The 26,402-nt window shown below is 56.3% G+C and carries 21 protein-coding genes and 1 riboswitch; of the genes, 15 read left to right on the forward strand and 6 right to left on the reverse strand.

Going from position 1 to position 26,402, the window contains the following annotated elements; all coding sequences use genetic code 11:
- The first annotated feature begins 211 nt into the window (after positions 1 to 211).
- The 5 genes from ilvA to ACGY09_RS24960 all read left to right on the forward strand — a co-directional run bounded on the left by ilvA (position 212) and on the right by ACGY09_RS24960 (position 6,472).
- Positions 212 to 1,732 carry a threonine ammonia-lyase, biosynthetic gene (gene ilvA, locus ACGY09_RS24940; RefSeq protein ID WP_397569890.1) on the forward strand — a complete coding sequence of 507 codons (1,521 nt, stop codon included), beginning with the start codon at positions 212 to 214 and terminating at the stop codon, positions 1,730 to 1,732.
- Between the two features lie 291 nt (positions 1,733 to 2,023).
- Positions 2,024 to 2,216, forward strand: a riboswitch (cobalamin riboswitch).
- 101 nt (positions 2,217 to 2,317) lie between these two features.
- A complete protein-coding gene (locus ACGY09_RS24945) occupies positions 2,318 to 3,304 on the forward strand; it encodes a DUF1559 domain-containing protein (RefSeq protein ID WP_397569891.1) in 987 nt (328 codons plus the stop codon).
- Between the two features lie 367 nt (positions 3,305 to 3,671).
- A complete protein-coding gene (locus ACGY09_RS24950; RefSeq protein WP_397569892.1) occupies positions 3,672 to 4,655 on the forward strand; it encodes a DUF4465 domain-containing protein in 984 nt (327 codons plus the stop codon).
- Between the two features lie 269 nt (positions 4,656 to 4,924).
- Positions 4,925 to 5,587, forward strand: a complete 663-nt coding sequence (locus ACGY09_RS24955) for a hypothetical protein (protein WP_373652258.1) — start codon at positions 4,925 to 4,927, stop codon at positions 5,585 to 5,587.
- A 42-nt stretch (positions 5,588 to 5,629) separates the two neighbouring features.
- Positions 5,630 to 6,472: a sugar phosphate isomerase/epimerase family protein gene (locus ACGY09_RS24960; RefSeq protein ID WP_397569893.1), complete on the forward strand. Its 843-nt coding sequence runs from the start codon at positions 5,630 to 5,632 to the stop codon at positions 6,470 to 6,472.
- A gap of 253 nt (positions 6,473 to 6,725) precedes the next feature.
- Here the strand turns inward: ACGY09_RS24960 and ACGY09_RS24965 are convergent, their stop codons facing one another.
- From ACGY09_RS24965 to hisF, 5 genes are all read right to left on the reverse strand, one after another.
- Positions 6,726 to 7,481: a hypothetical protein gene (locus ACGY09_RS24965; protein ID WP_397569894.1), complete on the reverse strand. Its 756-nt coding sequence runs from the start codon at positions 7,479 to 7,481 to the stop codon at positions 6,726 to 6,728.
- Positions 7,482 to 7,730: 249 nt separating this feature from the next.
- Positions 7,731 to 8,993 (reverse strand): DUF1501 domain-containing protein, encoded by a 1,263-nt coding sequence (locus ACGY09_RS24970; protein ID WP_397569895.1) that lies wholly within the window; start codon positions 8,991 to 8,993, stop codon positions 7,731 to 7,733.
- A gap of 11 nt (positions 8,994 to 9,004) precedes the next feature.
- Entirely contained in the window at positions 9,005 to 10,609 is a 1,605-nt protein-coding gene (locus tag ACGY09_RS24975) for a DUF1549 domain-containing protein (RefSeq protein WP_397569896.1), read from the reverse strand.
- Between the two features lie 671 nt (positions 10,610 to 11,280).
- Positions 11,281 to 12,546, reverse strand: coding sequence for a PQQ-binding-like beta-propeller repeat protein (locus ACGY09_RS24980; protein ID WP_397569897.1), 1,266 nt, complete (start codon positions 12,544 to 12,546; stop codon positions 11,281 to 11,283).
- Between the two features lie 339 nt (positions 12,547 to 12,885).
- Positions 12,886 to 13,680: an imidazole glycerol phosphate synthase subunit HisF gene (gene hisF / locus ACGY09_RS24985; protein WP_397569898.1), complete on the reverse strand. Its 795-nt coding sequence runs from the start codon at positions 13,678 to 13,680 to the stop codon at positions 12,886 to 12,888.
- A gap of 672 nt (positions 13,681 to 14,352) precedes the next feature.
- Between hisF and ACGY09_RS24990 the strand changes: the two genes are divergently transcribed.
- Together ACGY09_RS24990 and ACGY09_RS24995 are read left to right on the forward strand one after the other, a co-directional pair.
- Entirely contained in the window at positions 14,353 to 15,483 is a 1,131-nt protein-coding gene (locus ACGY09_RS24990; RefSeq protein WP_375314918.1) for a S1/P1 nuclease, read from the forward strand.
- 108 nt (positions 15,484 to 15,591) lie between these two features.
- Complete coding sequence (locus ACGY09_RS24995) at positions 15,592 to 16,524, forward strand: SMC-Scp complex subunit ScpB (RefSeq protein WP_397569899.1); 933 nt, start codon at positions 15,592 to 15,594, stop codon at positions 16,522 to 16,524.
- Between the two features lie 15 nt (positions 16,525 to 16,539).
- Here the strand turns inward: ACGY09_RS24995 and budA are convergent, their stop codons facing one another.
- Positions 16,540 to 17,502, reverse strand: coding sequence for an acetolactate decarboxylase (gene budA / locus ACGY09_RS25000; protein WP_397569900.1), 963 nt, complete (start codon positions 17,500 to 17,502; stop codon positions 16,540 to 16,542).
- A 343-nt stretch (positions 17,503 to 17,845) separates the two neighbouring features.
- On the opposite strand from budA, the gene ACGY09_RS25005 reads away from it, so the two are divergent.
- From ACGY09_RS25005 to ACGY09_RS25040, 8 genes are all read left to right on the forward strand, one after another.
- Positions 17,846 to 19,333, forward strand: a complete 1,488-nt coding sequence (locus ACGY09_RS25005) for a M81 family metallopeptidase (RefSeq protein ID WP_397569901.1) — start codon at positions 17,846 to 17,848, stop codon at positions 19,331 to 19,333.
- A 137-nt stretch (positions 19,334 to 19,470) separates the two neighbouring features.
- Positions 19,471 to 20,529 carry a type II secretion system F family protein gene (locus ACGY09_RS25010; RefSeq protein WP_397569902.1) on the forward strand — a complete coding sequence of 353 codons (1,059 nt, stop codon included), beginning with the start codon at positions 19,471 to 19,473 and terminating at the stop codon, positions 20,527 to 20,529.
- 12 nt (positions 20,530 to 20,541) lie between these two features.
- The gene (locus ACGY09_RS25015; protein ID WP_373652246.1) at positions 20,542 to 21,846 is read left to right on the forward strand and encodes a type II secretion system F family protein; all 1,305 of its coding nucleotides are present in this window, start codon (positions 20,542 to 20,544) and stop codon (positions 21,844 to 21,846) included.
- A gap of 112 nt (positions 21,847 to 21,958) precedes the next feature.
- The gene (locus ACGY09_RS25020; protein WP_397569903.1) at positions 21,959 to 22,363 is read left to right on the forward strand and encodes a hypothetical protein; all 405 of its coding nucleotides are present in this window, start codon (positions 21,959 to 21,961) and stop codon (positions 22,361 to 22,363) included.
- Between the two features lie 185 nt (positions 22,364 to 22,548).
- Positions 22,549 to 23,142 carry a hypothetical protein gene (locus tag ACGY09_RS25025; protein WP_373652244.1) on the forward strand — a complete coding sequence of 198 codons (594 nt, stop codon included), beginning with the start codon at positions 22,549 to 22,551 and terminating at the stop codon, positions 23,140 to 23,142.
- A complete protein-coding gene (locus ACGY09_RS25030) occupies positions 23,139 to 23,558 on the forward strand; it encodes a hypothetical protein (RefSeq protein ID WP_373652243.1) in 420 nt (139 codons plus the stop codon). The genes ACGY09_RS25025 and ACGY09_RS25030 overlap by 4 nt, the downstream gene beginning before the upstream one ends.
- Positions 23,559 to 23,612: 54 nt before the next feature.
- The gene (locus ACGY09_RS25035) at positions 23,613 to 24,704 is read left to right on the forward strand and encodes a DUF1559 domain-containing protein (RefSeq protein WP_397569904.1); all 1,092 of its coding nucleotides are present in this window, start codon (positions 23,613 to 23,615) and stop codon (positions 24,702 to 24,704) included.
- Between the two features lie 335 nt (positions 24,705 to 25,039).
- Positions 25,040 to 26,314 (forward strand): glycosyltransferase family 4 protein, encoded by a 1,275-nt coding sequence (locus ACGY09_RS25040; RefSeq protein ID WP_397569905.1) that lies wholly within the window; start codon positions 25,040 to 25,042, stop codon positions 26,312 to 26,314.
- The last annotated feature ends 88 nt before the right edge of the window (positions 26,315 to 26,402 follow it).

Below are 26,402 nucleotides of genomic sequence, written 5' to 3' on the forward strand. Positions count from 1 at the left end.
GCACTGGCAGAGGATGCAGATCTGTCGCTGTCGAAGGACTTCTGCAAAGGGTGATTTCGTCACAAAGCTGCGTGGTCCGGAAGCGACTGCGACACAGGGATGGGCGAAAGCGGGGTATCCCTGTTCTTCGGACGCGACGCCCGGTTAGGATCGCCGTCTGAACCAAAAGGAACCCTGTCCCTTGAAACCGAGGGCCCAAGAAAGCGGCGTCATGAATCCGAGTCTGGTCGAATATCTGCGGCGAATCTTAACCGCGCGTGTCTACGATGTGGCTGTCGAGTCCCCGCTGGAACTGGCATCGCGGCTTTCGTCCCGATTGAAGAATCAGGTCTGGCTGAAACGGGAAGACACCCAGCCCGTCTTCAGTTTTAAACTTCGGGGGGCGTACAACAAGATGGCAAACCTGACGCCTGCCGAACTGGCGCGAGGCGTCGTCTGTGCGTCGGCCGGTAATCACGCGCAAGGAGTCGCCCTCAGTGCGCGACGACTTGGGTGCCGCGCGACGATTGTCATGCCTGTGACGACGCCGCGACTGAAGTCCGACGCGGTCCGAGCACTGGGGGGTGAAGTTGTCCTGCATGGAGACAGTTACTCCGACGCATATGGGCATGCGCTTCAACTTGAATTGAGTGAGGGGCTGGTCTTCGTTCATCCCTTCGATGACCCGGCAGTGATTGCAGGACAGGGAACGATCGGGATGGAGATTCTACGACAGCACCAGCACGCCATTGATGCCGTTTTTGTGGCGATCGGGGGGGGTGGGCTGATTTCAGGAGTCGCCGCCTATATCAAGGCTGTCAGGCCCGAGATCAAGATCATCGGAGTGCAGACGACAGACTCGGATGCCATGATTCAATCCGTCCGTGCGGGCAAGAGAATTCAGCTTCCGGATGTGGGACTCTTTTCTGATGGGACTGCCGTCAAACTGGTGGGAGAAGAAACTTTCAGGCTGACGTCCGAACTGGTAGATGATTTCATCACCGTCGATACCGATGCGGTGTGTGCCGCGATTAAGGACGCATTTGAAGATACACGAAGCGTCCTGGAACCGGCCGGAGCCCTCGGTATTGCGGGGATGAAACAGTACATCGCGAAGAGGAATCTGACAGGTAAGACATTGGTCGCGATTACGTGCGGCGCCAATATGAACTTCGATCGTCTGCGCTTTGTGGCGGAACGGGCAGAAGCAGGGGAAGCGCGAGAAGCGTTGTTTGCGGTTTCGATCCCGGAAGAGCGAGGCAGCTTCAAACGGATGTGTGAAGTCATCGGACAGCGAAGCGTCACTGAGTTCAGCTACCGTATCTCGGATGATCGTGAGGCCCATGTCTTCGTTGGCCTGGTGACGACCGACCGGGCGGAAGCCGCCAGCATCGCAGACGCATTCATCGAGGCGGGATTCAATGCGATCGATCTGGTCGATGATGAACTGTCCAAGGAACACGTCAGGCATATGGTGGGAGGGAGAAGCCGAAACGCCACTGACGAACGCCTGTATCGTTTTCAGTTTCCCGAACGGCCCGGGGCGTTGATGCGGTTTCTGTCCTGTATGCATCCCGATTGGAATATCAGCCTGTTCCATTACCGGAATCAGGGTGCGGACTATGGACGTATTCTGGTCGGGATTCAGGTTCCAGATCGGGACCAACCGTTGTTTCAGCAGTTCGTCCAGACACTCGGCTACCCCTGTATCGACGAGACTCATAACCGCGTCTACCGTTTGTTTCTGCGGTAACAGGGAGATCCGGATCGAGGGCGGAGGGAAGTTACAAAGTCAGCCTCGTTTCAGGTGAGCCGTAAACTGCGAACCCTGTTGCGATCGGTATCGCGTCATGGGCAAGGCCTGCGGCAAGGATCACTTTAGGCCCTGCAATGGGGCTCGACGACCAAGCACTGGGGCCTCGCTTCCCTTCGAGTGGTGACCGCCGGACGACGAAATCAGTTTTTGGTGACCAATAAAGATCTCCATCAGAATAGCGATTTTCTCGGAGCCCACAGGGATTGCCAATCTGTCAATGTTAGTTAGAATCGGCCCGTCTCATTGGGCGTCCGATCAGAAACGATCAGGACAGGAAGCCGGTTAGAACCCGGCACGGGACCGCCGCTGTATACGAGGAGAACTTCGGACATTGTGCCACTGTCGGCTCAGGCTGATGGGAAGGCGTTCGAGGTTCGTTCGACTCGTGAGTCAGAATACGGCCCGGTGAGACGCCATGTGTGATGCTCCGGCCTCAAGCGTCCCTGGAAGGCATGTCCTTGCGCACGGTGCTGCGCTCGTGTCTTTCCGCTGCCGAAGCTGCATGGCGAGAAAGACCCTCACATGCAATCTCTCTTCCTCCGCCGGCGCGCCTTTACGTTAATTGAACTTCTGGTCGTCATTGCCGTCATCTCTGTCCTGATGGGCTTACTGCTTCCCGCAGTCCAACAGGCGCGTGAGGCGGCCCGCAGAATGGACTGTCGAAACCATCTCAAGCAGATCGGGATCGCACTCCATAACTACCATGACATCTATAGTATGTTTCCCAAGGCCGGATTTGCAGCAGGGTTTTCCTCTTCTGCCCAGCTCAAAAATGTCAATCTGATCCGAACTCGAACGATCAGTTGGGGCGTCGCCATCCTTCCCTGTCTGGATCAGGCAGCCCTGTTCAACGAATGGGACATGAACCGTTTTTATCTGGAACCAGAGAACTGGTCCGTCGCCGAAGAGGTCCTGCCCGTTTATCTATGTCCTTCCAGTCGCTCTTCGGATCGAAGAAAGCTGCAAGGGGATAATGCCAATTTTCCTGGAGTCCGATTTGGACGGAGTGACTACGGGGCTAACTACGGAGAACGCGCAATTCGCTGCTTTGGCGAACCGGTCGGATGCCAGGCCCAGAACAATTATGGAAGCAATTCTTATGATTCCCGCGGGCCGTTTACCGTCGTCTCCACAGGTTATCAAAACAACGTTTCGTCCAGAGATGTTATTGACGGACTAACGCAGACCATCTTTGTCGGTGAAGCACCTGAAGCTTTGCACGGGATCTGGGCCGGTCACAAAAATTTCTTCGACCAGTCAGCCCCCATTAACGCGCGCTATAGCCTTTCGTCACAGACGAAATGGCAATCTTGTGTTACGACCGCCAGTAGCAGCACATTAGGGCGGATTGGTTGCGACTTCGGTCAGGAATTTCATAGCTATCACATCGGGGGAGCAAATTTTCTGCTGGGGGATGGCTCTGCCCGTTTCATCAGCGAGACGATTGACCTCAAGGTCTTTGCTGCTCTGCTATCCTACAAGGGGGGAGAGATCGTCGGCGACTATTAATCGCAACGATTATTCGCCTCAGAAATTCTTACTCTAATTCTTAGAAGTGGTATCGAATCAGCGATACCACTGTGGTGTTGCGACAGCTTCTCTTTGAGGCTGTGCACGTCGCTGTGACCGCCCCCTCCAGCCCGTTCATTTCGCTGAGGTGGCAACGGAAACGACTCGAAGTCGCATTCCTATGAGAGCTTTTCTGCAGAAGTCCGCGATGCGGACGCTGCGTTTTTTGTCCGTCGATTACGACCTGGTCTGAACCTCATCGCTCTCGTGTTGCACTGAGAGTCTGTTCTGTCTCAGCGTGCAGCACCGGTGTGTCCAGTGGCCCTTGAAGCGTCGTCGTCGAAGTTTTGGTTGAAAGGTCGGGTTTATGATGTCATTGACTGCGTGTTTTTCGAAATTGGTGCTGTCAGCCGCTATTGTGTCGGCAATGATGTCCGCGGTGAGCGGCGGAGAAATTGTCGCCACATTCCAGGATCTGCCGCTCTCCGCAGGTTCTCACGGGCCTCCGTTTGATGCGGGTGGAGTGGTCGTGCCTGGCGGGTATTCTCCTGAAATCCGGACCGATTTCGTGACGTCGGGTGTCACTTTGTCGAACTTCCAGGACCAAGGGGGATCCGGTTTCTGGCATGGTTTTGCATACTCGAACGAACACAACACAGTCGATGGCGGGTATCTGAATCAATTCAGTGTCTTCGCACCCGGAGATAGCAGTTCCAATCAATTCGGAGTGGCATTCGGATACGATGATGTCTCTCCGAACGTTCTTGATCCAGTTCCTTTCAACCCGATGGATGTGAGCGCCTTAAGAGATCTCCCCCACTTTTCTCTGCCGACGGGGGCGACCATTCTGAGCGCCCAAGTCGCCAACACCACGTACGCGGCACTCTCTATGCTCTGGGGAGATTCGTTTGCGAAAGCTTTCGGAGGTGCGTCAGGAAATGATCCTGACTTTCTGATGCTTTCAGCGTATGGCACTGATGCGGACGGAAATGTGCTGAGCACCTCGGGTGGGCAGTCGGTGGCTGCAATTTCTGCGGAGTTCTTTCTTGCGGATTATCGATTTGCCGATCAAACCCTGGATTATGTCATTGCCGACTGGACTCTCTTCGATCTGTCGTCGCTGGCGGGTGCATCGACGATTTACTTCAATCTTTCTTCATCCGATACGGGGCCCTATGGGATGAATACTCCCGCCTATTTTGCGATTGACAACATCACATATGCTGTCAACCCCGCGGCCGTCCCTGAGCCGTGCTCGCTGATATTGCTATTGTCAGGGGGAGCCGGCTTGTTCATCGCACGGAACAGGCGGCTTGGTGAGGGTGCGGAAAGGTCATCTGTGGAATCGTAGGGAGCGACTTTTCTCGAATACTCCTGACCGTACCATTCGTACGCAGATGTTCGCGTCGATTGGCCGACAGATGACGTATCAGCAGAGTATTCTCGTGTCGTGACGAGGTTCGTCGCAGCAGTGACGCCTCTTGAGTTACTTCCTCATAGTTGCCCAGCCGAATCAAAGTTCCTCGGCTCCATACGTCTGGGCCACGCCTTGATGAATCAGGTCAAATCTGGATGATGGTACAATCGTCGAATTGAATTCCTGAGGAAGGCGTGGCCCGGATGAATTATTTCGCTCACGCGCTGAACCATCTTCACGAGCCTTATCTGATGGCTGCGACGGGGGTCCCGGACTGGTTGTCCGCGGCGGATCGGAAGGTGCGTCTGAGGCCGCGTCATGTTGAGCCCTGGCTGGCGTCAAATGACGACGTGCAATCCGCCGTGGCTGCGGGAGTGCTGCAGCATCTACACGATGACGACTGGTTTCATGCCACGCGCGGGTTTGTTGAGGTGACGTCTGAACTGACACGGATGTTTCGCGAGAATCTCGGCCCTGATGAAAAGTATCACTGTAACTTTTTGGGGCATGTCGGCATGGAACTGATTCTGGATGGAGTGCTGATGGACCAGTACAACGTTCAGTTTGAGGACTACTGGCGGTTGCTGGATGATGTTGACCCCGCACAGATCGAAGTGGCGGTGAACCGGATGGCCCGTACACCGACAGAACGACTGGCTTGGTTTATCGAAGTCTATCGGCGTGAGCAGTTTCTGCGTGGGTACGAGAGTGATCTGACATTACTGCTTCTCTTGAATCAAGTGCTGATGCGAGTCAAACTGTCCCCGATTCCGACCGACGCCAGTGAAGTCATCACGGCGGGTAGAGATCTCGTTCGTCTGCGTTTGCGGGATCTGCTTCCCGCAGATCGCTTCACGTTACCATGATCACATCCATGACCTGATTCGCGAACTTTTAGGGTGAACCGCATGAAATACGGAATGAATATGCTGCTCTGGGCGTCCGACGTGACGGAAGAGCATGCCGGAATCCTCGAGAAGCTGAAGAAGTGGGGATACGACGGCGTCGAACTTCCCGTCTTTGATCTCGATCCCGCGAAGTTCGCCAGACTTGGCAAGATGCTTGATGCGATCGGTCTTGAGCGAACAGCCGTGACTGTCTGTTCCGATGCTGACAATCCGATATCCGCCGATCCCGCAATTCGCTCTGCCGGGGTGGAGCGATTGAAAAAGGCGATCGACACTGTGGCGGCAGCGGGAGCAAACCTGCTTTGCGGTCCTCTGCATTCGGCATTAGGGACGTTCAGTGGGACCGGTCCGACTGCAGATGAATGGAAGTGGGGCCTTGATTCACTGACGAAAGCCGCCGACCACGCGGCAAAAAACAACGTCACCCTGGTCTGTGAATACCTCAATCGATTCGAATGTTACTTCCTGACCAGCGCGGCGGACGATGCCCGATTCTGTCGCGAAGCTAATCATCCGAATTTGAAGATGATGTATGATACCTTCCACGCGAACATCGAAGAGAAAGATCTCGCGGCCGCGATGAAGGGGTGCTGGGACCAGGTCGTCCATGTGCATATTTCAGAAAACGATCGTTCGACTCCGGGTGAAGGACACGTCGACTGGGAAACCACGTTCAAGACGTTGAAAGAACTGAAGTATGATGGCTGGTTGACCGTTGAAGCTTTTGGTCTGGCGCTGCCGGCACTGGCCGCCGCGACGAAGATCTGGCGTCGCATGTTTCCGACCGAAGAATATCTGGCTCAGAACGCACTGGCGTTCATGAAGAAGGGAATGGCAGACTGAGGGCCGCTCGTTTCGCTCGCCGGGTCAGCCTTCTCGATCAGGCGGACGTCATCGACGATTCGCCGTAGATATGTCCCCACTGCGCCATGGCCTGCAAGCCTGGCTGCGGTGGGTGATTCGTTGACCCCACTCAGATTCTTGGAAAGGCTGCCGCACATGATTTGGGGTGCCTCATGTGGTTTCCCCGAGAATGTCAGTTAACAATCCCAAACTGCTGTCGACGCGGCGCGGCAGTCGATCGTTCCCTGGCTGACTAAGGGATAATGAAGACGGCGCCGACTGCGGCGCCCGCCTGATACAGCGTACCCCGCAGACTCTGCGGAATGACGTGCTTACGGTAGGGAACAGGACTACCCGGTCGGTCGACCCCGAGTGTGTAATAGGGCTCGGTAAGTGGATGAACTCCCGCCATGTACGGAATGAAGGGGACGCGGCCGAAGAAGTGCACGAATGAGACAAGCGCCTGCAGCCGCTGTCCTCGGCGGGGTTCCTCTTCGCAGATGCCATAGTCACAGAACCCGTACGCGTAGCCGAGTCGCTCAAGATTCGGCTCTTCGAAGAGCAGCGGAAGGCTGCGGGTGGCAGGAGCCTCCCAATGAAAGCAGGTGTAGGCCCAGGGGCGGTCTGTGCCGTCGAAGATGAGGTCCACGGATTCGTCGAGATCGCGAACGGGTTTGGACTTTGGCAACAGCCCCGCCGGAGGGGCGATCGTCGCCTTCACGTCAGACAGGGGGCGATGGACAGGCCGTCCCACGAAAGCAGAGGATTCCGAACTCGACTTCGAATCGGTCTCGCCGAACGGTGACGGGATATCGGCAAGTCGGTCAAGTGCGTCACCGATCTCAGACGACTCAGCAACTAGATCATCCCCACCCACGATTTCGATGAATGGCTCAAACTCGGGGAGTGGATCGGCTCCGTACCCCGCGTACCCGACCACGAACGCGGAACTACCCAGCACGCAGCAAAGCAGCTTTCGAAGGCTGGCGAGTCGGGCAGGTCCTGTCATGTTCGCTTATCCTCTCACCCAAGGCAGACGCGAGAATCCTTTCTCGTAATCTCATTTTCATTCGGCTCAGCCTGATGCACTCATGCAGTTCAGAGTGTGCGGAGAGATTAATTGATACCCTGAGAGATGTTCATGCAGATTGCCCAGTCTGACATGAGTACCATTGGGCGTATCGCAGCTCGTTGCGTAAAGCAAAGGGGCGTATTTTGCAGCTGGAGGGCTCGTAACGTGAACCGAGCGGGCCGGATCTCAGATCAATTCCGCGACCGGTTTGCCTCCGTCGGTCAACTTCAATAATCGGCCGTCCGGAGCAAAGTAGTCTTTAGTAACGTCCAGACCGAGGGCGGTGAACAGCGTTGCATGGAAGTCAGGGATCGTGACGGCTCTATCTTTGACTTCGGTACCATCCTCTGTGGATTCCCCCAGCGCCTGGCCGGCCTTGATACCGCCGCCAGCGAGAACGGCGGAAAAGACGTTGGGGAAATGGTCGCGGCCGTTGTCTCCATTGATTTTGGGTGTGCGACCGAATTCGCCGACGCAGCAGACGAGAGTCTGATCAAGCAGACCCCGTTCCTGAAGGTCTTCGATCAGGGTTGCCAGACCTGCGTCGAGTGACGCGGACAGATCCTGGACCTGGTTGAAATTGTTGTCGTGCGTGTCCCAGCCACCGAAGTTCACTTCGACGAATTTGACTCCCGATTCGACGAGCCGCCGCGCCATGAGGCAGGCTCGGGCGAGATACCCATCGTTAATCCCGCTGCCGTACCGTTCGAAGAGTTCCGGCTCGCTGGCGGCCGCGTCGTAAGGCTGGAACACCTCGCTGTGCCGCATCCGATCGGCGCGCCGAGCCAGTTCTGTGAGATCCGTGCCCAGCGGTGTTTGAAACTTCTGACCGAACTGCGCGTTGAATCTTTCCAGTGCAGCGAGTCGACGCTTGAGCCTCGCGTCTGTCAAATCTTCCGGGAGGGCCAGGTTTGGAGCCGGGTTGCCGATGTCTTCGATCACAAAGGGGCCGAACTGAGGCCCAAGGATACTGGTGCCGAATCGCCTGCCGATCGAGACGAATGCGGGAACATCAGCCGCAGGATCAGACTGTTGCCAGGCGACTGTTGATCCGAATACCGGGTACTGAATGCGAGGGTTGGGCTGATACCCTGACAGCATCAAAACTTGAGCCCTGTCGTGGTCCCCTTCTTCGCTGCTCAGCGTTCGGACCACCGCCAGTTGATCGGCCATCGCAGCCAGACGAGGAACATGCTGGGAAAACTGAATGCCCGATAGCTTGGTATCAATCGCCTCGAACGGTCCGCCGGTCGGTGTGCTTGGCTTGGGATCGAACGTGTCGATCTGACTGGGGCCACCTTCGAGGAAGATCAAGATGCATGCTTTCGCGCCGGCCGCTTTCGTCTGTGCGGATAGCAGCGCCGTCCAGAGGGACGTATTGAAGAACGAGATCCCCGCAGCGGTGGCGGACTTCAGGACCGATCGACGTGAAAACAATGAAGTAAACATACACTGTATTCCTAGTGATTGGTGACAAATTCGGACGAGTTCAGCAGTACCCACAGAATGTCCTGCAGGCCCGTGCGTGGATCGTCCTCGCTGCTTTGATCCTGAAAGAACTCAATTTCTTCGATCGTTGGCCGTCGTGAGAGAAGTACCAGAAACATCCGCTCGATATGCTCGGAACTGACATGGGGGCCATACAGTCGAATCGCGACCTCGCTTCCCAGTTCGACTGCTCCGCGGACGTAGTCGCTGTTGTACAGCGCGAGAGATCGACTCAATGACAGAGGGATCGCCCCCAGGTTATTGTTGGGGATGTCCTGGGAAAATTCCTCGCCAGTCACGTGTGCCAGACGGTGGTCATTCTCGTCGAAGTGATATCCGAACGCCTGACCGATCGAGAGATGAATCTGATCGGCCGACAGCGGCCGAATCCTCGCTCGTGACCAGTTCGCCCATTCCGTGTGCGCCTTCTCGGGATCGAATCGGGAGTCCGCCGATACGTCGGTGTGACTCGACCGCTGGTACGTCCTGGACTTCGCGATCGTGGTTACCAGTTGCTGGATGCTCCAGCCGCTATCGCAGAAATCGGCAGCCAGCAGATTGAGCAACTCGGTATTCGGAGACAGATTTTGGGTGGGCCAATCATCCAGATTGGGAACCAGCCGTTCGCCCAGCAACCGTTCCCAGACCAGATTCACCATGTGCCGACCGAGGTAGGGATTGGAATTCTCGGTAAGCCATTCGACAAGTACGGCTCGTCGCGCTCTTGTCGAGTCCGTTCGTGGGCTGTCAGGAAGTTGAGGGAAAATCGTTCGCAGCGGCTGTTGTCCATTCTCGTTTGGACTCGCCTTTCGATCGGCAACACGTAGCTCGCCGCGCGGCCGCTCGATGATTACGAAGAACGATTCCCCTTCCTGTGGATTGGTCGGCGTCATCTTTCGCAGTCGAGCGAAATGAGCAGCCAGACCGAGGAAGTCCTTTTGATTCCAGCGCGCATGCGGATGATCGTGGCACTCGGCACAGTGCATGGAAAGTCCCAGAAACTTCTGGCTGACTGCACCCGCCAGCGGTATCGGTTCCGCATTGTAGCGCATCAGAAAATTCGTTGCCCCGCTGACATCGCTTGTTCCCTCACCAAGAATCAATTCGCTGACGATTTCTGTGTAGGGCTGGTCCTCGTGAAAGGCCTTTGTCAGAAACTGCAGCAGGCGGCGACCGTCATACCCTTCTGTCTCGAATGGGCGCTGCTCAGTCAGATACTCTGCCCAGATTCGACCCCAGTGGCGGGCAAATTCCGGTGATTTGACCAGTCGTTCGATGACGTCGCCACGATCCAGAAGGGACGAAGAAGTCACTTTCAAGACTTCCTCTAAGGGCGGAGTTCGTCCCGCCAGATCGAGCCAGACGCGGCGGAGGAACTCTGTGTCACTACATGTGGGAAGGGGTGAGATGCCTTCAGCGTGACATCCCGTTTCCACGACCTCATCGATTCGGGTTCGACTTTCAACCTGCTCCACGTGTTCGGCAGAGAGGCAAACCGCGACCCCTGAGATCAAAATGGCGACGCACCACAGAACGGCACTTCCGCAGCGGACTCGGTCCATAGTCTGACTTCTCATCAGTAACATCCTACGAAACACAGATCGCTTTCGAGGGACCGGGCGATTAATCATCCCTGTCTGCCTGATGCGACCACCGATAGTCGACATTATGTCTGAAGACGGACGCGAGGTGAAACCGCTGTGCAGTTTAATTCGCTGGACCACCAGCAGCGTTACAAAAAAAAGTCAAATTTCTCTTGGAAAAATTCCCGCACCATTCTCGATGGGGATCGGGCTGACGAATTTGGGCACCCGTACGGAGAATCGAGCGAGTTGCGTCGCCGATGGTAACCGACTCAGGCGGGGAGCAAGCGAGTTTGCTCGGTCCCCTGGAGGCGATGATACGACGGGTGCGGCTACGCCACCCGGTATCGATGACTCGTCTGAGCGACTGTTTCAGTCACGTTCAATCACGCTTGGGCACGGTGGGCGCGAACTCGCTGGGTTTCCTTGAAGACACCAGTCAGCAGACCGATTCCCGGTGAGTCGCGTTGCTCGAATTCGGATGGGACCGGAACTTTACGGAGCCGTTCGGTCAGTGGGGTACCGCATTACGCAGGTGTGGATTTTGCAATTGTCCGCCATGCTCGGAGGTGGCCGCCCGAAGCGCCCTCCGTTGCGTTTTCCTTCTGGAAACTCATGGGAAGGCTCGCTTATCCCGGTCCGAGACGGCCACTTGGGCAATTCGGCTACTTTTCATTCGCAATGCAGAACAGGTGGTGCTCGCCACGAATGAAGAGTTCGTTGTCGACAGGAGCCGGAGTGGCGTCGACGGTTTCTTCGACCGAGTTTGTTCCCACGATTTCGAGTTTCGGAGCATCTTTGATGACGACCGTCGTTCCGTTGCGTCCCGTCAAGAAAACGTATCCCCCTGCGGCGACCGGTGAAGCATAGATGCTGTCGAGTCCGGGGATGCGGTTGCCCATGTAATAAGGTTTTCCGGTTGCGGCATCGACGCAGGAGAACTGTCCCGATTTCCCCTTGTGAAAGTAAATTCTCCCCGAAGAGAGGAGCGGAGAGGCAATGTCAGGAGTGTCCCGATCAACGGTCCAGGCTACCTGGTTGGTCCCTTTGATGTCGCCTTTGCCATTCAGGCGAAAGGCACCCATGAACGAGCCGCGGTGACCGCTCGTAACGTAGACGACTCCGTTTTCCGCGACAGGAGAAGCGACTGGTCGCTCGGTCTGACCACCACACCGCCAGAGTTCCTTACCGGAATCCAGATCGTAGCTGCGCGCAAACTTCTGACCATTCAGCACGACTTGTTTGCGTCCTTCGTTGTCAACCACGAGTGGCGTGGCCCAGCACGTTGTTTCATCTCGATCCGTCTTCCAGACAGTTTTGCCCGTTAGCTTATCGAGTGCGAAGATGGCGGATTTTCCTTCGTGATCCCAGGGGACCAGAATTTTGTTGTCTGCCAGAGTCGGCGAGCTTCCTTCGCCGAAACTGTTGCGGATGTCCATCTTTCCAAAGTCGTCACGTTTCCAGACGAGTTCGCCATCGAGCGTGTAGCAGTACAGTCCGCGTGAACCGAAGTGGGCATAGAGTCTTTCGCCGTCCGTGCAAGGAGAGGCCGAACAGAACCCATTCGTGGAATGGGTCTGCTGGTGTGGCTTGGCGATGACGGCCGATTTCTCCCAGACCAGTTTGCCCATTGCGCGATCGAGGCAGATGACCTTAAAATCGAGGGCACCGTCACCCGCACTCTTTCCCACGGCGGGAGCTGCTGTGGTGACGAAGACGCGATGACCCCAGATTACAGGAGACGACGAGCCGAGTCCTGGAATCTTGTATTTCCATTTGACATTCTGCGTCGTGGTCCATTCAAGCGGCGGGTTCGCTGAGGGTGCGGTTCCATTTCCCGTGGGACCGCGCCAGTGTCCCCAGTTCTCTGCGTGAACAACCGAACTGAAGCAGAGAATTGCCACGATGGCAGAAACAGTGGATTTTCGCATAGGAATTCCTGACAGGACGCCCCGGGGGCTCTGACCTCGTTAACATACCACGGTGCAGGATTCTACGACAAAACGGTGAGGCTTTGGAGTCGATTCCGCTCCGACCAAGGCTCGACACCACACACACGGACTTTGGTGGCAACAGGACACTTAAACAAGCTTGGCAAAAGTGTTATGTCGAAAACGTTCTGAGGATTTCACACACAGCGGCCAGTCGTCAGCTCGATTTCAGGAAATATCCTTCGGCGGGGAGTGCGATTCGAGCGGCGAGGACCAGAGTCTCTGCATCCTCTCGCCATTTCTTACCCCGCCTTTACTCGCCCTTCGGACAGCCGATTCTCAACTCGCGCCGGCGCCAGTCAGGGAATTGAAGCGAATGGGCACCCCATGCTCCTTGAGGTACTGTTTGGTCTCGCCGATGGGGTGAGTTCCATAGTGGAAGATACTGGCCGCCAGAGCTGCACTGGCGTGACCTTCGGTAAGGACTTCGCGCAGGTGTTCAGGGTTTCCGGCGCCACCGCTGGCAACAACGGGAATTTGCACTGCGTCCGCGACGGCCCGAGTCATTTCCACATCATAGCCGTCCTGTGTTCCGTCCGCGTCCATCGATGTGAGGACGATTTCCCCCGCACCAAGTCGCTCGACTTCTTTGGCCCAGGCGACTGCTTCCAGCCCTGTTGGAACACGTCCACCGTTCACATGGACCTCCCAGACTTCTTTGCCGTCCCGCTGGACTCGCTTGGGGTCAATGTTGACGACAATGCACTGGCTTCCAAATTTCAAAGCGGCCTGGCGGATGAAGTCTGGATCTTTGACCGCAGCCGAGTTGATCGAGACCTTGTCGCAACCGGCATTCAGCAGCATGCGGATGTCGTCAAGCGTCCGAATCCCGCCCCCCACTGTCAGAGGCATAAAGCAGACTTCGGACGTACGTCGGACCACGTCCAGAATGATTCCTCGTTCCTCGTGGCTGGCGGTAATGTCGAGGAACACCAGTTCGTCGGCACCATCTTCTTCATAGCGGGCAGCAACCTGGACTGGATCACCCGCGTCGCGCAGATTCAGGAAGTTCACCCCTTTCACGACCCGTCCGCCGTGGACGTCGAGACATGGAATAATGCGTTTAGCGAGCATCAGTTGTGTTTTCAAAAAAAGTGAGTTCCGGGTGCCAGTCAGGGAAACTCTAAATGAGATTCCCTGCTAACGTCAAACCGTCTCGTTTCATCCAGGAAAGTTGGGGACTTTGTGAAATGATTCGCTGCCCCCAGCGTGAGTCCGACGGTCTAACCCAGGTTCGCCAGTTTTCGAATCCAGTCTTGATTTGCCCAGATCGCTGGGGTCGGTGATCCTCACGTTTCCTCTGTTACCGGGGCGACCGACTGGCCACACTGGCGTGGTAACTGAGCGGAATCGATGTCGGCTCTGACCATTTATCCAGTGGGCAAATGGAAAACCAGGAGATCAGGACAATCTCATCTTGTCGAAATTGCAATGAATTGCTCTGCTTTCCGCTAATCTGGGTCTAAAGAGAAGGCATATCAAAGCCGTTCTGGAAGAGTCTGAGCAGGGAAACGATTTACGGAACGTGTGCATTGGCAATCAAATACGGCGGCGATGCTGTTGTGGTTGGTCGATGGGCGCTTCACGATTTCGACGCGCTGGTGTGAACTGCCACAGATCTTTCCGAGGGCTGGTGTCACTGATCAGGTAATCGACGGTCTGAGTCTACGCATCCTGGCGTAGACTCAAGGCTGTGACAGAGATACAGAAGCACAGAGAAAACGACACGACGGAAAGGATTCTGTCATGCGACGCAGTCAGTTCATCACTTCGCTGTGCTTAATTTTATTTTGCAGCACATCCGTATTCGCGTGGAATGATCTTGGGCACATGACGATTGCCCGAATCGCCTACGACCAGTTGACTGATGGCGAACGGGCGGCGGTGATCTCGATTTTGCGGCATCATCCTCACCTGCACGACGTCATTCTGAAGGATCGACCGAGTCAGGTGACGGCCAGCGAATGGATTTTCCTGCGCGCAGCAACCTGGCCGGACCACATTCGTCCGCCACGAGAACAGACTCGCGCCCCGATTTCCTCTCATTCCATCTACCGATATCACCATCCTCACTGGCACTACGTCAACTACCGTATTCGACCGGGCCAACTGGACACAGAGCTACCGGCACAACCGATGCCGCAGTTCCCCAAGCCGTCGAATCCGTCGGAACAAACCAACCTGATCGATCAATTGGACCAGTCCTACCTCATTTTGCGCGGTAAGGCTCAGGAAACATCGCATCCTGAAATCGAGCTGACTCAACACGAGATCCGGGCAATCCGGATGTGCTGGCTGTTTCACCTGATCGGCGACATTCACCAACCCTTGCACGTGGTGGCGTTTGTCGATCCACAGCTTCCATTCCTGAAGCATGGTGATGAAGGGGGGAACAAGCTGGGGATTCGAATTAACCATGCTTCGAAGCCCCGGAAACTCCACACCGTCTGGGACGATATGCTGGGGACCCATTCCCGTTATCAGGATGTTGTGAATCTGTCTGAAAGACTTTCGCACGACCCACGCTTGTCTGTGTCGCGACTGCCGGAATACGCACAGAACCGTCTGTCGACCGAATTCGCAGAAGAGAGTTACCAGATTGCTGTCGAGGCCATTTACATGAACGGGCGGCTCCCCTACACCCCCTGGTCCAAAGTGGAATCTCATGAAGTGGCGCCGGAGTCGGTCCCGGCCGTTTCCCCGCAGTGGATCTCTCAGGCACATACGATCGCCGAGCGTCGAGTCGTCCTGGCAGGATATCGGCTGGCAGCCCGGTTGAAATACCTGATCGCACACGATCCGGCCAGTCGCGAATCAATTCGAGAATACGAGATGCCCGCTTACCGCAGTTCCTACCGCGGTCGCACGTTCCGTTGACTTCTGTCCCGATCCGCGTGTCTGGAAGGGGCGAATGGTCCACTTGCAATGATCGGCGATGGTTGGATTCAATTGTCCGAGAATGTCTTCGTCTCTGGATTCCGTCGTATGACCAGTTCTTTTTCAGACGATCAGCCTGATCTCAGCGACGATGAATCGGACTTCGATCCCTACGACGACGATCTGCAGGAGGATGATGAACTCTTAAGCGATCCTGTCGATGACTGGGGGGGAGGAGAACTGGAGGCCGCCTACCTCAAGGCACTCTCGGCGCTGGAAGCATCGGAAATCGAGTTTGCGCCTCCCGTACCGGAATCCTCGACACTCGAGGAACTGCAGGAAGGACTCGAAGACGCTACAGAAGCCGTGGAAGCCTCTGAAGACCCTGTTCTGAATGCCGGGCAAGCACCCGCGGCAGGCGAACCCAATGAGTTGCTGGAGCCAATACCCGACGGCGGGACTGCGGATGAGAGTCCGGAGCCGCTCGCTAAATCAGACGCTGTACCGGCACCCGAATTTCGGCCTGTTCCTCGTCAGATTATCGAGGCGTGCCTGTTTGTGGGGGGAACATCGCTGACGGCAAGTCGGCTGGCCAGTGTCTTGCGCGGCGATTTCAGATCGGACTACGTTGACCGCGAGATAGACGAACTGAACCGGCTTTATGCGGCTGAGGGGCGACCCTACGAAATCCGCCTTGGTGAGGGGGGGTACCGCCTGACGCTCCGCGAAGAGTTTGAACGGATTCGCCATAAAGTTTACGGACTGGGGCCAAAAGAGGTTCGGCTGTCACAAGAGGCCCTGGAGGTACTGGCGGTCATCGCCTATCATCAGCCAATGACGCAGGCACGGATTGAAGAGCTTGGTAAACCAGGACGTGGAGCGGTCGTCAGGCAGCTCGTGCGCCGCGAATTGGTTGCGGTGGCGCGGGACCCTCAAAACCCCAAAGAAGTTCACTACGTGACCACACCCCGGTTCCTGTCGCTGTTTGGGATCCGGAATCTCGATGAATTACCACGTCCCGAGCAGGTGTCGTACAAGTAATGGCGACCGCAAATTCTATTTGTTCGGGTGAGCTCCGGATTCTTCATCATCTCGGGCACTCTCGACTCGGCGGAGTTCCCGATTAAGGTCCTGGTTCAGATTGACCGTATCGAATCCCGGTGCATCCACGAGACGCACGAGCCATTCCTGACAGACGTCATATTCGGCGATTGCGGATCCCGCCGCACACTTCAGGACGTGCCCTCCTAACGAGAGGTCATCGGCCAGGAAGTGCCAGTGGTAGCCGGGAACATTCAGACCCTGGACCCACTTGGGACAACGGATACCGATCAATGTTCCTGTGACATTCTCGCGAGTCCAGACTGACTGTTCCTTTGCCACGACCCCCAGGGGACGATATGGGGGCGACTGCACTTTCACACTGCGAAGCGTAATTGTGGCGAAGTTGGCGTGAATGCGAACGGCGATGAATTTATTCGGATGGCCGATCGCTTCGTCCAGATGGTCATCGAGCCACTCCAGACTCTCGATCTGCGGGAGCTTTTGCTGCTCCGCTCGATCAAATGGAGTGACGACGGCAAATGGCGTTTTCGCGGACGGGGCTACGCGATCGATCGTACCGTCGCCATGGACCTGATAGCCCTGCCCATCCAGAATGATTAACTCGCCGTCGAGTTGGTTGAGTGTTCCGACTCCGAAGTCACCATACCGCAGCAATTCCTCAAATGTGGTGATGCCATCGTAGTGCCCCAGCATGAGCGCATTGATGACAGAGATCTGAGTGATCTGGTCACGGGGGACGGAAACCGAGGATGTGGCCGTCTGGGCGCCATTTTCTGCCGGTGCATTCGATCCGTTCGCAGCGGGCTGTGTAGCGACCGCAGGTGCCTGAGAGCAACCTGCGCCAAGAGCCAGCAGCAGCAAACTCGTGACCAGGCATTGCATCCATCGCAACACGAGGCCAGAGGTTGTCATCCGGGAAGTCGCTTCAGGTAGGTCGAAGTCTGTAATGGCCAATGGGGCTGTTCCTTGGGGGACCTGTCGGTTCGACGAAACTTTCGCAGCGCGACTGTAGCATGTCCCCCACCATGTTTCACGGCATTGTCGAGTCCGTAGTCTCACGACTTTACTGCACCCTCGCGCATTCGGCAGCCGTCCAAATGAATGGGGCGAGCTGTTTGTTTCAGCGTCGGCACGGCCACTACACCCGGCAGCGACGCTCCGACTTTTAGGAATTTTCGTCAGATTCTTGCAAGGACAGTTTCAGGCATGCTGTCTTTAGTTTATCATGGTACTTGTCGCTCATGTGAAAACGTCCTGACACCTTGGCCAATAACCTGAGACGGGGAGAGTAACCATCATGCCGCGAGTTGGAATTCTTGCTTTGATTCAAGAGTCGAACACGTTCCTGCCTGGGGCGACGACATTGGATCATTTCCGTCAGGAATTGCTGCTTGTAGGCGAAGACGTCCGTCAGGCGTTTGCAACGGCTCACCACGAAGTTCGTGGATTTTTTGATGGACTCGCAGCGGCAGGAATCGAAGCCGTACCGTTGTTCGCAGCGCGAGCCCTTCCCTTCGGGACGATTGAACCAGAAGCGTTCAACCATTTGCTGGATGTGATGCTCAGTGAACTCCGCAAGGCCGGGCCTTTAGACGGGTTGCTGGTTGCACCGCACGGTGCAACGGTTTCCAAAGACTATCCTGATGCCGACGGTGAATGGCTGACCCGGGTTCGCCAAGCCGTGGGGCCTGATCTTCCCATCATCGGAACACTTGATCCACACGGGAATCTTTCTCCGGAAATGGTCGCTGCGACGAATGCGCTCGTTGCCTATCGCACGAACCCGCACGTCGACCAGGAACAACGCGGGCTCGAAGCCGCGATCCTCATGGTGCGCACATTAAAAGGAGAGATTCGCCCGGTCCAGGCGGCCTGCTATCCACCCATGGCCATCAACATCGAACGGCAATGTACTTCGGAATCCCCCTGTCTGGAGTTGTGTGCCCGCTTCGATGAAGCGAGACATCGTCCCGGTGTGCTGGGGGCCAGCCTGATGTTCGGTTTCCCCTACGCTGACGTCTCAGAAATGGGCTCGTCTGCATTGGTCATTGCAGACGGTCAGCCTGAATTGGCTCAGCAAGTGGCCAATGGACTCGGACAGGAAATGTGGAATCAGCGGCACGGGTTGGCCGGAACATTCCTGACCGTCGAAGAAGCTGTTGCTCAGGCCGTGAAACTTCCCGGACCCGTTTGCATGCTGGACATGGGTGACAATGTGGGGGGGGGATCGCCAGGCGACGGAACATGGATTGCCTGGGAACTTTATCGTACAGGAGTTGGCCCTGCGTTTGTCTGTATCGATGATGCTGACGCTGTCCGCACAGCGGAAGCGACGGGGGTGGGAAACACGGCGACGTTCACAATTGGTGGCAGGACAGATGACCTGCACGGTGCTCCGCTCGTAGGGACGTTTCGCGTCGAGCAACTGACCGACGGTCGGTTCAAGGAGTCGGAGGTACGGCATGGCGGATTCACCGAATTCGACCAGGGACGCACTGCAATCCTCAAGACCGATCGCGGCCTGACAATCATGGTCACAACCAAGCGGACGCTTCCGTTCAGTCTCAAGCAACTGACGGCTTTCGGCCTGCAACCCGATCAGTTTCAGATCATCGTGGCGAAAGGGGTGAATGCCCCACTGGCTGCTTACCGTCCGGTCTGTCCCAGTGTTCTGCGTGTCAATACGCGCGGGGTTACGATGGCCAACATGACGCAGCTTCCCTATCAGCATCGGCGGAAGCCAGTGTTCCCGTTCGAGGTCGAGACAACCTGGTCCATTCCATGAATGCTTGCAGCGGATCCTAAGGACCCCCCGCGACAAAACTGTGACTCAAGCGTTCCGGCTTATCAGTACGACCGATCACGCTGACAGACGGCCAGCTCGTGATCGGTCTTGTGGGGACTTTTACGTTGAGTACTCCCATGGCGAATCACGGCACTCTCCCCAATCCGCAGGGGCGACTGGAATCAATTCCCGTGGCCGCTCATGTGAATCACACGATTCATGCGGGCCTGCCCCTTGAGTCAGGACTGCGTGCTTTGGCGGAACAGACGCGATCGCGGTCAACGCGACGAGCACTGGTCGATTTGAGCGAGCAACTGGAAAGGGGAGTCCCCCTGGCGGACGCGATGCGGCACTCGACCGGGCGCTTGCCACGCACAATGACGGCTCTGGTCGAAGCGGGAATGAAGTCGGGCCGGCTGGACGCCGTGATGCAATACAGTGTTGATCAATCACAGCAGGCAATGTGGCTACGGCAAGAGATCTGGGCTTCGCTGGCGTACCCCGCATTCCTGATCTGTTTTGCCTGCTGCGTGAGTGCGTTCATTCTCTTATCGGTCATTCCCGCGTTTGAGGGAATCTTTGGTGACTTCGGTATTGAGTTGCCCGGCTTGACCGTTGCTCTGCTGAACTTCTCCAAATTCATGAGGAGAGCAGGTTGGGTTCTGGTCGCTAGCGCGGTTCCATTGATCTTATTTGCTCTCGCTGTGATTTCGGCAACGGGGAGACGCTGGTTTTCAAGAAACTGGCTGACTTCGATTCCGCTGCTGGGGAGCGTTTTCAGGCTTGCAGCACTGTCAGAGTTTTGCCGGGTCATGGGAATTCTGGTCGAAGCGAACCTGCCTTTCTCGAGTGCACTTCGCCACGCGGCAGATGCCAATAATGACGAATGGGTCTCGAGACGAGCGCGGCTGGTCGCAGTCGATATTGAAGACGGCGTCTCACCAGACGACGCAGCTCTGGCGGCAGGACTTCCCAATGCATTGAGTCAGGTCTTTCGGCATGTGGGCTCGCAGCGGACCGTCGTTGATGCGCTCCACAGCCTGTCCGATTTATTTGCCGTGAGGTGCAGGGTCGCTTGCCGCACGCTGAATTCCATCTTTGAGCCCGTCGTGGTGCTGTCGGTGCTGGGACTGGCAGGAATGACCGTCGCCGCCATCTTTATCCCCTTGATCAAACTCTTGAATGCTCTCGCTTAGCAGGAGGCAACGATGGACGGCACACAAATAGGGCTGATAAGCGGGCCATTTGCTTTGCTGTTCGCCAGTATCGTCGTACGCGTCATCTCAGCCGTTCAGCCCGAGGGCCGCGCCAGTGCGGCCCGCCGCAGCATGCTGAACCAGTTGAGTTATGTTTTGATGGCGATCGCCATCGGCGGTCTGGTCTTCCTCACCTTCGCTGGGTACGCAATTGGTTTCTTCGGTCTGCTGATTGGCCTGGTCGTTTGCGTGTCGCTGATCACGACTGACCTCCGTGTGGCGAGTGCAAGGGCGCGAGCCAATCAGGTTGAGTTTCTGTGGTTGCTGGCTCTTGCCGTGCGGTCTGGCCGCCCCCTCGCCGACGAGATCGAGGCTTATGCCAAGGGGACCGACGGACGTCGCCATCGAATTCTGATGGATCTGACGAATCGGCTGCGCGAAGGAATTCCGCTTACGGAACTGGCAGTTCCCCAAGGTCTGTTGCCACGGTCGGCCGCATTGCAGATTCACTGTGGAGTGACTTCGGCGACCTTGCACGACACGTTGCGTGCGACCGCTGTGCGAGTCACAAAAGAATTGACTGACGATGAGGACGAAGCAGGGAATATCGCCAGTGCCATGATTTATCCCTCTCTGATTGTGCCGATTACCTGTCTGATTGTGGCCTTCCTGATGTACCAGGTCATTCCAAAGTTCGGGAGAATTTTCGCGGATTTTGGAACAGAACTTCCGACGCCGACCGTGCTGCTCATCCAGATCTCGCGTACGGTCAGCGATTACTGGTATCTGTATCTGGCGCCTTTGTTTTATGTTCCACTTGGAATTCTCATCTTGTCCTGTGTGGGACAGTATTACGGTTGGCGAGTTGTCCTCCAATCACTTCTCGGGCATTGGTTTATCAGATGGCATAGCCCCGATGTCTTACGCGCGGCCGCCCTGTGCGTGAATCAGGGAACCCCCCTCGATAAAGCCTTGCACTCCATTGCCAAGCATCCGGGACCGCTGCGACTTCGTCAGAGACTGGCGTGGGCAATCGATACCCTCCAGGAGGGAGCTCCCCAGTGGCAGACCCTGCAGAGGGCAGGAATCGTCACCTACTCAGAAGCTGTTGTTCTCGAAACCGCCGAGAACTCGGGGAATCTTTCCTGGGCCATGGACATGGTGGCGAGTCAGATGGAACAGCGTACGGCGTTTCGCCTGGCAGCATTGACCGAAATATTACGGCCCATTGTCCTGCTGGCTGTCGCGTTGAGCGTAGCGATGGTCGTGATCTGCATCTTCCTTCCTTTGATCAAGCTTCTCAATGATCTGAGCTAGTCGAAGCGGCTTTGCACAGTTCCCGCGTCATGAAAGTCCGTTTGGAATGTTTCAAAAGACACACACAACTTCCTGTTTCCAAAGCGGCCCACCGAGTCGATGGTGTATTCCCGTGTCTGAGCGCAAGGGATTCACCTTGACCGAAATGGCCGGGACGAGCCTCTTGATGGTATTGGTGTTTACGACCACCATACCGATGCTGCAGGTGGTCGCACACGAGCGTCGGTCGACGGAACAACGCCAATTCGCCCTGCAACATGCGGCGAACTTGCTCGAACGAACCACTCAGCAGGAATGGTTAAAGCTCACACTAGGCGAAGTATCTCTACAGGATGCTGAAGAAGAACTTCGTCTCATCCTGCCGGGACTGGAGCAACAAGTTTCGGTTCATGAGGTGGTCGGAGAAGCTCAAGCACGTCGGATCGTTGCGTCAGTTCGCTGGAAGAATAAGGCCGGGGAATATGTCCAACCGTTAAAACTCTCTACCTGGCGTTACCAGATCGATGAGGTGCGGTGATGTTGCATGACACTCTTATGGAGTCAGATCAGTCGGGTTTCACTTGCCGCGAGCGCCAGGGAAGCCGCAGAGACTTAAGTCCCCCCCTTTTATCGACGCAGCGCTGCCCTGTTCGAAAGAGACAGTCCCGGTTTGGACGATCAACAGCGAAGCACAGCCGGCGATGTGGATATACGCTCATTGAGATGGTTGTTGTGATCAGCATGTTGACGACGCTGTTCGGGATCATGGGGGTCACCTTCAATCTTCTGCTGAGAATGGACAAAGCGGTCTTGCAGGGGTTTGTCACAGAGCGAACCATATCTCGACTGGCGATCCTGTTTCGGGATGACATTCATCAGGCAACCGAAGGGATCGTTGTGGAAGAGACGGAACTGACACTTCAGCCTCGATCGATGGGCCGGGATGCAGGCGTATCGGTCCGGTACGTCGTGACGGATCAAGGGGTAACACGGCTCACGCGGGATCAAGGTGCCGTTGTCGCCCGAGACGATTTCGTACTGCCCGACTGTGAGATCACTTTTGTTTCTGGCGAGGGTGATGAGGCGCAGCGACGAGTGCTTTCGATACGGCGTCCCGCTGCGAGTCCACTGGGGAAACGCCACGAGTACGCTCCACTGCGTCAACTGAATATCGAGGCCTATCTCTCGAAGCCATCGCCAGCTCAGGATTTGAGCGGGCAGCGAGCTTCTGATGAGGCAGCGACGACGGGCGATGAACCACCTGCGCGGTCAGGGGATTCCGACGCCGACGCGTCAGTGAAGGAGGAACAGGAATGATACGAAAGCCTTCACGTCAGAGTGCCCCGCCAGGGGGGCGGGCCCGTCGCGGCGCGGCCATGTTAATCGCGTTGATGGCGCTGCTCCTTTCGTCACTCATCATCGCCGCGCTGTTACGAACGGCGGCGTTATCTCATCGACAACTGAAACGGGAGGAATACCGGATTCAGGCGAGCCTTCTGGCCGATGCGGGCTATCAACGGGCTCTCTTGCAGTTGCAGAACAATCCGGAATGGACGGGGGAAGAATGGGCCCTCCAAGAAAAGCAACTCGCGCCAGGACGAACCGCCATGGTGAGAATCACTGTGGCAGCCGATTCCGAGGAATCCGGACTGCGTGCCGTGACGGCCACGGCAGATTACCCAGTGGATCACCCCGATCGAGTCCGCATCGTCAGAAAGCGAAACATTCCTTGATTCATTAGCGATATTTCGTCCGCGATTGTCATCTCTCATCAGGAAATCAACACGATGAACGGCATACACGTGCACCAGAAAGCAGCTCATTCAGGCGACAAGCATGTCACGTCTTCCCAGGCGTCGAGACCCCCTCTTTCGCGGAGGCCTCAGGCTCGGACAGCGCGAGGCCGAGGCTTTACACTCATCGAACTGCTGGTGGTGATCGCCATCATCGCGGTACTCATCGCGCTTCTCCTGCCGGCAGTCCAGCAGGCCCGGGAAGCAGCTCGGCGGACGCAGTGTAAGAACAACATGATGCAGATCGGTCTCGCCTTGACGAACTACATGATGGCTCATGATGTTCTCCCTCCCGGAACACAGAATGACTCGGGGCCGATCATGTCGAAGGAGAATGGGGGGTATCACATGAGTTGGATGACTCAGATTCTTCCGTACATCGAGCAGCAGAATGTCTATGGTCACATCGACTTCACCAAATCGGTTTATGACCCGGCCAATGTTCCCGTACGGCAGCAGCGGATCAGCACTTTTATCTGCCCTTCGGATCCTGGCACCGGCGGGGGGGCGACAACGGCGCTGACCAGCTACTGCGGTGTTCATAACGATTTTGAGACTCCCATCGATGTCAACCAAAACGGCGTCCTGTTTTTGAATAGCTCCATTCGCTATGAGCAAATTCGCGACGGGAGTTCGAATACGATCTTCGTGATGGAGACTCGTTTGAATTCAGGAAGTGACCTGGGATGGATTTCCGGCACAAAGTCTTCTTTACGGAATGCGGTACGAATCGCTCCGACTAGCGCCGGTGCTGGCGGACCCGTCAATCCCGAAGACGCCAAGGAAGACGAGTCAGACGCAGATCCCGAGGGGACGGTTGCTGCCGAGACGATTCCAGGGCCGGGCGTTTTGTTCGAACTTCACCCTGTTACACAAAGCAATGTCAACGGGGGGGATATCCGGCAGGAGTTGCGCGATCTGGAAAGGGGACGGGAAACTGTGGGGGGGCCGAGCAGCTTCCATACAGGTGGGGGTCACTTTGTACTGGGGGACGGCTCCGTCCGTTTCATCAGTCAGAATATCTCGCCGGACCTGTTGCGCAATCTCGCACATCGTGCCGACGGAGAAATGCTGAAAGAATTTTGATACGACGTGCTGTAGGAATTGATCAGACAGACTTCTCGTAGTTATTGCACTCGACTTGTCGCCACCTCGGAACGAACGGGGAACAAAGTTGCGTCGGAGTTCTGGCGGATCAATCTGAGTCAAAGCTCTTCTTCACATCACGCTGAATTCAGACTGAATCTGGGGCAGTGCGAGAACAGCGACAGAAACGGCCGAGAGCCCATCGATCCGTCGCCATGGAGCGGATTCTCAGCGGTTTCTGAAACCAGAGCACACCGGGTGGTTTTTTGACCGAAGACAACTTAATCTCGTTCAAGTCTTGAAAGCACCATGGGACTTGTCGAGTAACGTCTGAAATGCATTTGGCGATAATCACCGCGGGCGGCGCGGGAATGTTCTGCGGCTCGTGCATGCACGACAACACATGGGCTCGCGCGTTGCACCAGGCCGGTATCGAGGTTTCGCTGATCCCGCTTTACACGCCGATTCGCGTCGATGAAGAGGACCAGACGTCGTCCCCTATCTTTTTCGGCGGGATTAACACTTACCTCAACGATCAGTTTGGATTCTGGCGAAGGCTACCCCGCTTTCTGACACGCTGGCTCGATTCCCCCGCGATCATCCGCAGGGCGACTCGCGGTGCAGTCGAGACTGACGCCGCCAAATTGGGCAGTCTGACGGCATCAATGGTTCATGGTGAACTGGGACCGCATCGCAAGTCGGGGGAAGAGCTGGCCGATTTCGTGGCGGCGCTGAAGCCGGATGTCGTCTGTTTCAGCAACGCATTGCTTTCAGGTGCCTTGCGCGAATTGCGCAAACGGTATGCGGGCCCGGTCTACTGTGTGTTGCAAGGTGACGACGTTTTTCTCGATGGATTAGTCGAACCCTACCGGACAACGGTCATGAAGCGTTTGACGGAACGCGCGGCCGAGTTCGACGGCTACATTGTCCACAGCAAGTTCTATCGAGACTACATGTCTCGCTATTTGTCGCTGGCCCCCGGCAAGTTTCTGGAATTTCCTCTGGCAATTGACTGTGCCAAGCACGATGGACGGCCCAAAGAGGTTGTGGGGACCGCACCCACAGTTGGCTATTTCGCCCGTATTTGTCCTGAAAAAGGACTCGATCTGCTGGTGGAAAGCGTGCTTCGGCTGAAACAGAAGGTCCCCGGCATTCGGCTAAAAGCGGGTGGCTATCTCGGGGCGCAAAACCAGTCCTACTTTGACTCCGTCGTCGAAATGGCCAGACCCCTCGGGGAGGCCTTCGAGTATGTGGGGAGTCCCGCGACTCATGCGGAAAAAGTCGAATTCATGAAATCGGTGGATGTCTTCAGCGTGCCAGCACGCTTCCAGGAACCAAAGGGGCTTTACGTGCTGGAGGCCTGGGCGAACGGAATTCCCGTCGTTCTGCCAGATCATGCTGCGTTTCCCGAACTGATTGATTCCACTGGGGGGGGACTCTTGTCCCGTAATGGCAGCACCGAATCGCTTGCCGAACTGCTTCAGCAGATTTTGCGAGATTCCAGCTTGCGGCAGCGTCTCGCGCGGGCCGGGTATGAGGGTGTCCGTTCGAAGCATGATCTGACTTCGCTGGCAAATGCCACCGGAACGCTCTTCAGCCACCTGCGATAGGAAGCAGGCCCGTTTGTACGGAGCTCTCAGTGAATGCCGGGGGCTGCTGTGCAGGATTCGTCCGCAGATTGATCAAATGGGTTCGGAA

Origin of the sequence: Schlesneria sphaerica (assembly GCF_044336245.1) — a bacterium.
GTDB classification, from domain to species: Bacteria; Planctomycetota; Planctomycetia; order Planctomycetales; family Planctomycetaceae; genus Schlesneria; species Schlesneria sphaerica.